Here is a 9,035-nt window from a genome sequence, read left to right as displayed (position 1 = left end):
TTACACACAAGCACAGCTAAATGCAGTGGCCAGGAAGCTCAATGAGAGGCCTCGGAAAACTCTAAACTACGAAACGCCTGCTGAACAATTCAGCCAACTTGTTGCATCGACCGGTTGAATCCAAGGCCCCAAGCGGGCGCTTACGGCGGTCGGGTATGCACCCACGCAGACCGCCATACAACCCATGGTTATGTGAACATGAGAAAACAGTATTTGCCAAGTCACCTGCCATACCTTAAATTTGCCTCACCCCGACCCAATAAGGAAAGCAGCATCATGATCACCCAGACCCACAGCCAAGCCGCACAAACCATCAGCAGCGGCGTTCTTTTCAGCCAGCTGGACGCGGACGGCTTTCTCGTCGAGACCGCCAGCTGGAACCCGGAACTTGCCGGACAACTGGCCAGACAAGCCGGCATTTCCGAGCTGAGCGCCAAACACTGGGAAGTGATCAACATCGTTCGCAATGGCTTTTTCTCCATCGGCGCGCTGCCGGTGATGCGCCTGGTTTGCCGTGCCGCCGGCCTGGACCCGAGCCGGGCTCACGAGTTGTTCAGCAGTTGCAGGAGCCTGTGGTCGATAGCCGGTCTGCCCAACCCTGGCGAAGAGGCCAGGTCGTACATGCAATGACCCCCAACGGCGCGCCGGATGGGGCAAGGTTCAATGCATCACCCGAAAGCGGGTGCCCTTGTAGTTGAAGACCGAACTGCGTGGCTGAATCTCTTCCAGCCTCAGGTCGGGGGTGACCTGTCCACCCTGCGCCAGCACCAGGTTGTTGACCAGCAGCAGGCGTTGCGCGGGGCTATCCGAGTAAACGCTGCCGGTGATGGTGATTTTGGGAATCTTGCCCCGCAGCTCTGCCGGCAATTCGCTCAGCAACGGGGTGGATGCAGGACGGGCTGACGTTGAAGCTGGTGCTGGCACTGACGCAGCCATGCTGGCAGTTGGGGTAACCGTCGTCACTGCTATTGATTCAGCCCGAACGGAACTTGAAACATCAGCGGGTCGCATCAATATTGCTCCGGCGGATGCGGCGGGTATGGCAGGCGGTGCTGCCCCGGTTTTTGAGCTTGTCCGTTCTGCCGGCTTGGCCCTGGCCACGGGTGCCTCGGCAGCCACAATGGGCACTGGCGCGATGTGCGTGATTGCCGCAGGCGGCGAGTTTGGCGCGACCTGCACGACGGGCGCAACGGGTGCCGCAGGTGCAATTGTGTTTGGCCTCGGGCTGGCGGCCGGTGTCCAGGGCGCCACTGGTGGCGCGTCAGGCGTTCGCCAAAACCAAAAAACGATTGCCAGCACGACCAGCATCAAACCTGCTGCCGCAGCCATCCACACAGGACGGCGCTCGCTTGGGTTGCCAGCGTTGCCGGCGGGCAGTTGGTGGCGTGTGTGCAGCCCGGGCGCTGCGCCGCGTTCGCGCTCAGTGTCGGCCCGTTTGAGTGCGTCGAGGATGTAAGACATGGGCTTATTGCGGTTCGGTGAGCAGTCGGGGCGCCTGACCCTGCGTGGCGCTTTCAAGCTGCATGAAGGTCATGGGGCCGGGCTGGCCGTCGGGTGTGATGCCACGGGCCTGCTGAAAGGTTCGCACCCGCGCGCGCAAGGCAGCGTCGAGTGCAACCGGCGTGCCACCGTTGGCCGCAGTGGCGATGCCGTCGAGCTGGCCCAGGCGGCTGGCCAGCCAGTCGATGGCCGGGCCGGTGCTGCCATCTGGCAGGCCAACGGTGTAGCCCGGCGGCATTTGCCAGTAGGTGGCAAAGTCGCCACGCCACCACTGCGCCAGATCAAGCAGTCTGACGCTGTGCAAGCGCCCGGCCAGCCGCAAAGTGGCGGTTTGATCGGACAGCCCTGCCAGCACCGCATGGACAGCCGGACCCTGGGCCGCGTGCAGCGTCAGGATGCCAGGGCGATTGAGTTGGCGCAGCAGCGGCAGGGTCAGTTTGCTGGTGCGGTAGCAGGGCACGCCTTGTGCGCTGGCGCTCTGGCAGGGGTCTGCGCTGTTGGCAGGCAGTTTCCAGTCAGGTGCCAGTTCGCGCCAGGCGGCGTCGATGTCGGTCGGCAGTTGCGGCCAAAGCGTTGGCAGGTCTGTGAGGGGCGCGGCAAGTAAGCCAACGGCTGACACCGTTTGCATGGCGGATGCCGGCGGCTGGGCTGCTGGCGGCTGCGCCGTGCTCGCCGCCGTTTGGGTTGCGCTTTGCGTTGTGCTTGTAGTCGTCTTCAACTGCAGCGCCAGCAGCACCAGGGCCGCCAGCAGTGCCATGCCTGCCAAGGCGTAACCCATGCGTTGTCGCTTGGCGCTGGGGGCTTGCCCGGCCTCGGTACCAAAGACCTCGGTAGCCGCCTTGTCCACGACTCTGCGATTGACCTGGTGTACGCCGGTGGCCCAGGAGCCCAGCAGCGCGCGCCCGCAGAGCAGGTTGATGCGCCGTGGCACGCCGCGTGCGAGGTGGTGGATGCGCTGCAAGGCCTTTTCATCAAACGGCAGTGCGCCCGTTTGACCCGCCACGCCCAGGCGGTGCGCTATGTATTGCCTGGTCTCGGCGGGCGACAGTGCGTCCAGGTGAAAACGCGCCACCACGCGTTGCGCCAGCTGTTCCAGTTCGGGCCGTGCCAGCATGGCGCGCAACTCGGGCTGGCCGATCAGCACAATCTGCAGCAGCTTGCGCTCGTTGGTTTCCAGGTTGGTCAGCAGGCGCAATTGCTCCAGCACGTCGGCAGCCAGGTTTTGCGCCTCGTCGATGATGAGCACGCTGCTTTGCCCGGCGGCGTGGCTTTGCAGCAAAAAGGCGTTGAGCGCGTCGATGTAGTCCTTGACGGTGGGTGTGCCGGTGTGGGTGGCCCTGAGCGCAATGTGAAACTCTTCGCAGATCGATTGCAGCAACTCCAGCACGCTGAGCTTTGGGTTGAAGATGTAGGCCACATGGCAGTTGGGTGGAATCTTCGCCAGAAAGCAGCGGCAAATAGTGGTCTTGCCGGTGCCGATGTCACCGGTCAGCAGCACAAAACCACCCCCCGTGCCGCCCGTGGCCTGCGCACCGCCCGCCACGCCATAGAGCAGGTGCGCCAGCGCCTCACGGTGGCGCTCGCTCATGAACAAGTAGCGCGGATCCGGCGCGATGGAAAACGGATCCTGGCTCAGGCCGAAATGGGCGCTGTACATGGCCGTCTTCAGTCCTGAAACAGCGTCAGCAGCCGGTCCAGGCCACCGGACTCTATCGACACGTTGGCAAATTCACGCACCGCGGGTTTGGCATGGTAGGCCACCGACAGGCCGGCCACGCTCATCATGGGCAGGTCGTTGGCGCCGTCGCCCATGGCAATCGCCTGCTTTGGGTTGATGTCCAGGGTGTCGCACATCTGCAGCAGCATGCTGCGCTTTTCGGCACCGTCGCAAATGTCACCCCACGGTTGGTGCACCATGCGCCCGGTCAGCACGCCGCCGCTGAGCTCCAGCACATTGGCGCGGCTGTAGTCGATGCCCAGCCGGTCGCGCAGGCGGTCGGCAAAGTAGGTGAAGCCACCCGACACCAGCAGCACCTTGAGCCCGGCCTGCTTGCAGGTGCCCACCAGTTCGGCCGCACCCGGGTTGAGCTGCAGGTGATTTTGGTAAACGTGCGCCAGGTCGGCCTCGGTGACGCCCTTGAGCAGCGCCACGCGCTGGCGCAGGCTTTCCTTGTAGTCGCTGATCTCACCGCGCATGGCGGCCTCGGTGATGGCGGACACCTCTTCCTTGCGCCCCACGGCAGCGGCAATTTCATCAACACACTCGATGTTGATCAGCGTCGAGTCCATGTCGAACGCGATCAGCTTGTAATCGCGCAAGTACAGCGGTGGGCTGAAGCCTGCAATCATCAGGCCGGGGGCGAATTGGGTGGCTTTCATGGGGGGTCGTTTGGGGGCTTGGGGTTCATTTTTCTGATGCGACAGATGCTAGCCAATTCTCCACCTGCATCCCGGGCACGCGGGCAAATTCTGCGTCGCCTGACACCAGTGTGGCACCCAGCGCCAGCGCGTGGGCGGCGATGAGCGTGTCATTGGGGCCAATCAGGGTGCCTGCCAGTTCGAGATGCGTGCGCAGATCGGCATAGTGTGTTGCAACGGTGGATTCCAGGTCAAGCACATCGATGGAGGCCATCACGCGGCTGTACTGCGTGGACCAATGCGGGCTGGTGCGCCTGCGCAAACCGAATAACAGTTCGCATTGCGCGACGACGCTTGTGCAGACCTTGCTGCTGGGTTCATTGGCCGCAAGCAACAGCGCATGTTGCGCCGCCGTGCCCACGGGGTTGCGCATCATGTCGGAAATGACGTTGGTGTCGAGCAAATACAGCTTGGTGTCCAACATCATCAGTCTTCACCAAAATCGATGTCGTCGAGCGCGAGCAGGCCTGCATCGACATCCGGGAACGCTTCGTCAATCGTGCCCACGGCGGCCATCTCCTGCAGCGCCAGTGCCAGGGCGGCCATGGTGCCTTTGGCGGGTTTGTCTGCCACCAACTCCAAAATCAGCCGATTGCCTTCACGGTGCATGAGCGCATCAGTCCCGGCTAGCTCAAACTCCTTGGGAATGCGCACGGCCTGGTTGGCGCCGTTGCGAAACAGGCGCACATGGCGCGCGGGCGACTCAACTGAATAGTTGGCAGCTTTTTCTGAAACGATGGGCATGGAGGTTCTCCCGATGCGGTGATGGCGTGAGTTTAGCCTATGCTTCGGCATATGTCACACCGGGTTATTTGACTCAGGAGGCGCTTGGCAAAGTCGCTGTCACCTGGCGGGTACCGTTGCTGCCATTGGCGTCAAAACATTGCTCAAGAAATCGGACGCTGCCAGTTTCATATCGCACCACGCTGCTGGCCCGGGTGCCGTAATCGGGCAGGGCGATGAAGGCCGCCGAAAGCGCGCGCTCGAATTCAAGCGGGATGCCGGTGGCTGGCAGGTCGGCATCAACAGCAATGCGCGGGTTGTGCAGCAGCGCCAGCAACTGTGCGTCGCTGGGGTGCTGTTGCGCCAGCAGCGCTTGCAGGCTGCCGCTCAAGCGGGCCAGTTTGGGCCAGGGGGTCAGAAAGTCGGCATTCGACACGGCGCCGATGCCCGGCCGTATGGCCATCACTTTGGCGTGTCGGCTCTCCAAACCCATCAGGCGGGTGCCATCGAAGACCAGCAGGTTGAACGGGTTGTAGTTGGCGGCAGACGTTGCCAATGCGGTGAGGAAATCCTCGGCGTTGGTGTCCGTTTGCAGGAAAGCGCTGACCAGCTCGCCGCGAGACGGCGCATCGGCCCGCATGTTGGCGGGGTCGCGGTGGTTGGTCAAGGCCGCCAGGCGGCCCGTGCGGCTGATGCCCAGCCAGGTGCCGCCGGCCTGCAGGTCGCGCCCGGCCAGAATGTTGGCGTCGGGCCACCAGTGCAGCGCTTCGGTTGGCCGCGCGTAAAACTCGTCGCGGTTGGCAATCAGCAGCAGCGGGTTCGGGCTGTCCGGCTGCCAGTTCCAGGCGATCAGGCACATGGGTGATGCTCGCCGGTCACGCTACAACCGCAGCTGCTGCCACCACCGGTTGCCCCAGGTTGCGCAGCACATCGCGCACCATCTTGGCACGGTCTGAAGCCTCCGGCAAGGCGCGCTCGATGCGCAGTTTTTCGTTGCCAGCGAGGCGGATGTGCTTGTTTTTCTGGATCAGCGCAATGATCTTCATGGCGTCGATCGGCGGGTCTTTCTTGAAGGTAATGGTGATCACACCCGGCGCGGCATCCACCTTGAGCACGCCATAAGGCTGGCTGATGACGCGCAGGCGGTGCACGTCGATGAGGGTTTGCGCCTGCGGCGGCAGTTTGCCAAACCGGTCGATGATTTCTTCCATCAGGCTGTCGATCTGCTCGCTGGTTTTGGCCGTGGCCAGTTTTTTGTAGAACGACAGGCGCAGGTGCACGTCGCCACAAAAGTCGTTGGGCAACAGCGCCGGCGCGTGCAGGTTGATGTCGGTCGCCACATTGAGCGGGTTCAGCAGGTCGGGCTCGATGCCGGCTTTGAGGCAGCGCACTGCCTCTGAGAGCATTTCGTTGTATAGCTGAAAGCCAACTTCGAGCATGTTGCCGCTCTGGTTTTCACCCAGCACCTCGCCAGCACCGCGAATCTCCAGGTCGTGCATGGCCAGATAAAAGCCGCTGCCAAGCTCTTCCATGGCCTGAATCGCGTCTAGGCGCTGCTGGGCGTGTTTGCTCAGGCCTTCCAGATCGGGCACCAGCAGATAGGCATAGGCCTGATGGTGGCTGCGGCCCACGCGGCCGCGCAATTGGTGCAGCTGGGCAAGGCCGAACTTGTCGGCGCGGCTCATGACGATGGTGTTGGCAGTGGGCACGTCAATGCCAGTCTCGATGATGGTGGAGCACAGCAGCAGGTTGGTGCGCTGTGCCACAAAGTCGCGCATCACCGCCTCCAACTGGCGCTCGGGCATCTGGCCGTGGGCCACGGCAATGCGGGCTTCTGGCAGCAATTCTTCCAATTTGGCCCGGCGGTTTTCGATGGTCTCGACCTCGTTGTGCAAAAAGTAGATCTGGCCGCCGCGCTTGAGTTCGCGCAGCACCGCTTCACGGATGACGCCATTGCCCTCGGTACGCACGAAGGTCTTGATCGCCAGCCGGCGCTGCGGTGCGGTGGCAATCACGCTCAAATCGCGCAGGCCTTCCAAAGCCATGCCCAGCGTGCGCGGAATTGGCGTGGCCGTGAGGGTGAGCACATCCACTTCGGCGCGCAGGGCTTTCATTTGCTCTTTGTGGCGCACGCCAAAGCGGTGCTCTTCGTCAATGATCAACAAGCCGAGGTTCTTGAAGTGGGTGTTCTGGCTCAGCAACTTGTGGGTGCCGACCACAATGTCGATGGTGCCGTCCGCCACGCCCTTGAGCGCCGCGGTGATTTCCTTGGCCGACCTGAAGCGGCTCATCTCGGCCACTTTCACCGGCCATTTGGCAAATCGGTCCACCAGGGTTTGGTAATGCTGCTCGGCAAGCAGCGTGGTGGGCGCCAGAAAAGCCACCTGCTTGCCGCCGGTGATGGCGACAAAGGCGGCGCGCAGGGCGACTTCGGTCTTGCCAAAACCAACGTCGCCACACACCAGCCGGTCCATCGGGCGCGGGCTGATCATGTCCTGAATGACGGCGTGGATGGCGGCTTTTTGGTCGGCGGTTTCTTCAAAGCCGAATTCATTGGCAAAGGTTTCGTAGTCGGTGGGGCTGTACCTGAAGGCATGACCTTCGCGGGCGGCGCGGCGGGCGTAAATGTTGAGCAGTTCGGCGGCACTGTCGCGCACCTGTTCAGCGGCTTTGCGTTTGGCTTTTTCCCACTGGCCGCTGCCCAGCTTGTGCCAGGGCGCCTCGTCGGGGCTGACGCCGGTGTAACGGCTGATCAGCTGCAACTGGCTCACCGGCACATAGAGCGTGGCCTTGTCGGCGTATTCCAGGTGCAAAAATTCCTGAATTTCGGGCTCGCCGTTAGGCAGCTTGTTGCCCAGGTCCAGGTTGATCAGGCCGCGGTAACGGCCAATGCCATGGGCGGAATGCACCACCGGGTCGCCCACCTTGAGTTCGCTCAAGTCCTTGATGAGCGCTTCAACGTCGCTCACCTGTTCCTGCTTTTTGCGTCGGCGGGTGGTCGGGCTGGCGGCAAAGAGCTCGGTCTCGGTGACAAAGTCGATGCCGGCCTCGAACCAGGTAAAGCCCACGGCCAGGCCGGAGGTGGCAATGCCGATTTTTTCGTCGCTGTGCTGGAATTCGTCCAGCGAATCAAACGACGGCGGGTTGAACCGGCTGTTGTGCAAAAAGTCGAGCAAGCTGGCGCGCCGGCCATCGCTCTCGGCCAGCACCAGCACGCGTTGTTGCGTGTTGCGGATGTGAGCCTTGAGCCTGGCCAGCGGGTCCTCGGCGCCGCGCACCACGGTCAGGTCGCCCAGGCGAACAAAGTGCGCACTGTCGGCCACCTCATCCACGGCCGTGCGCAAGGCCAGTTGGGCATGCTGGTTGACCCGGGCATAAAACTGCTCGGCACTCAAAAACAGCGCGTCTGGCGGCAGTACCGGCCGCTCCGGGTCGCCTTGCACCAGCCGGTAGCGCTCGCGCGTGTCCTGCCAGAAGTGGGCAAAAGCGGGTTCCAGGTCGCCATGCAGCACCACCGTGGCGGTCTCGCCCAGGTAGTCGAACACCGTGGCCGTTTCTTCGAAAAACAGCGGCAGGTAGTACTCGATGCCGGCGGTGGCCACGCCGTTGCCAATGTCCTTGTAGATGCGGCTGCGCGTGGGGTCGCCCTCCAGCAACTCGCGCCAGCGACTGCGAAAACGCGCCCGTGCCGTGTCGTCCATGGGGAACTCGCGCCCGGGCAGCAGCCGCACCTCGGGCACCGGGTACAGGCTGCGCTGGCTGTCGGGGTCGAAGGTGCGGATGCTGTCGATCTCGTCGTCGAACAAATCGACCCGGTAGGGCACCGGCGAGCCCATCGGAAACAGGTCGATCAGGCCGCCGCGCACCGCGTATTCGCCCGGGCTCACCACCTGGGTCACATGGCTGTAGCCGGCCAGCGTCAACTGGGCCTTGAGCTTGGCCTCGTTGAGCTGCTGCTTGACCTTGAAGTGAAAGGTGTAGGCCGCCAAAAATGACGGCGGCGCCAGTCGGTACAACGCCGTGGTGGCGGGCACGACGACCACATCCGCGCCGCTGTCCTTGTCGCGCTGGCTGATGCGCCACAAGGTGGCCAGACGCTCGCTGATCAAATCCTGGTGCGGAGAAAAGGTGTCATAGGGCAGCGTTTCCCAATCCGGAAACAACACGCAGCGCAGGTCTGGCGCAAAAAACGCCATTTCTTCGATCAGGCGCTGGGCGTCCAGGGCATCGGCCGTGACGATCGCCGTGACCTTGTGGTCCGCCTTGTCGCGCAGCGCCAGTTGCGCCAGCAGCAGCGCATCGGCCGAGCCGACCGGGCGCGGCAGCGTGTAGCGTTTGCCGGGGGTGAGTTTTGGTAATTCCATTGATAAAAACGCCAAAACCCTGCGCAAAGA

At 63.0% G+C, this 9,035-nt stretch carries 8 protein-coding genes and 1 pseudogene; 2 read left to right on the top strand and 7 right to left on the bottom strand.

Annotated features, from left to right (window positions below; genetic code table 11):
• A pseudogene (locus PHF15_RS15050) lies at positions 1 to 118 on the top strand (IS30 family transposase); the annotation flags it as partial.
• 158 nt (positions 119 to 276) lie between these two features.
• Positions 277 to 630 (top strand): TusE/DsrC/DsvC family sulfur relay protein, encoded by a 354-nt coding sequence (locus PHF15_RS15045; RefSeq protein ID WP_300122360.1) that lies wholly within the window; start codon positions 277 to 279, stop codon positions 628 to 630.
• Between the two features lie 30 nt (positions 631 to 660).
• Here PHF15_RS15045 and PHF15_RS15040 read toward each other — a convergent pair whose 3' ends face one another.
• From PHF15_RS15040 to mfd, 7 genes are all read right to left on the bottom strand, one after another.
• The gene (locus tag PHF15_RS15040; RefSeq protein WP_300122358.1) at positions 661 to 1,461 is read right to left on the bottom strand and encodes a general secretion pathway protein GspB; all 801 of its coding nucleotides are present in this window, start codon (positions 1,459 to 1,461) and stop codon (positions 661 to 663) included.
• Positions 1,462 to 1,465: 4 nt separating this feature from the next.
• Positions 1,466 to 3,157: an AAA family ATPase gene (locus PHF15_RS15035; RefSeq protein WP_300122356.1), complete on the bottom strand. Its 1,692-nt coding sequence runs from the start codon at positions 3,155 to 3,157 to the stop codon at positions 1,466 to 1,468.
• Positions 3,158 to 3,165: 8 nt separating this feature from the next.
• Positions 3,166 to 3,879, bottom strand: coding sequence for a phosphoserine phosphatase SerB (gene serB, locus PHF15_RS15030; protein ID WP_300122354.1), 714 nt, complete (start codon positions 3,877 to 3,879; stop codon positions 3,166 to 3,168).
• Between the two features lie 25 nt (positions 3,880 to 3,904).
• Complete coding sequence (locus PHF15_RS15025) at positions 3,905 to 4,345, bottom strand: type II toxin-antitoxin system VapC family toxin (RefSeq protein WP_300122353.1); 441 nt, start codon at positions 4,343 to 4,345, stop codon at positions 3,905 to 3,907.
• A complete protein-coding gene (locus PHF15_RS15020; protein ID WP_300122351.1) occupies positions 4,345 to 4,662 on the bottom strand; it encodes a virulence-associated protein VapB in 318 nt (105 codons plus the stop codon). Before PHF15_RS15020 ends, PHF15_RS15025 begins: the two co-directional genes overlap by 1 nt.
• A 73-nt stretch (positions 4,663 to 4,735) precedes the next feature.
• Complete coding sequence (locus tag PHF15_RS15015; protein ID WP_300122349.1) at positions 4,736 to 5,500, bottom strand: NRDE family protein; 765 nt, start codon at positions 5,498 to 5,500, stop codon at positions 4,736 to 4,738.
• A gap of 16 nt (positions 5,501 to 5,516) precedes the next feature.
• Positions 5,517 to 9,005, bottom strand: a complete 3,489-nt coding sequence (gene mfd / locus PHF15_RS15010; protein WP_300122347.1) for a transcription-repair coupling factor — start codon at positions 9,003 to 9,005, stop codon at positions 5,517 to 5,519.
• Positions 9,006 to 9,035 lie beyond the last annotated feature (30 nt).

Source organism: Rhodoferax sp., assembly GCF_028689295.1.
Lineage (GTDB): Bacteria > Pseudomonadota > Gammaproteobacteria > Burkholderiales > Burkholderiaceae_C > Rhodoferax.
Note: the sequence above shows the minus strand (reverse complement) of the source record. Positions and strands in the feature narration are given on the sequence as shown.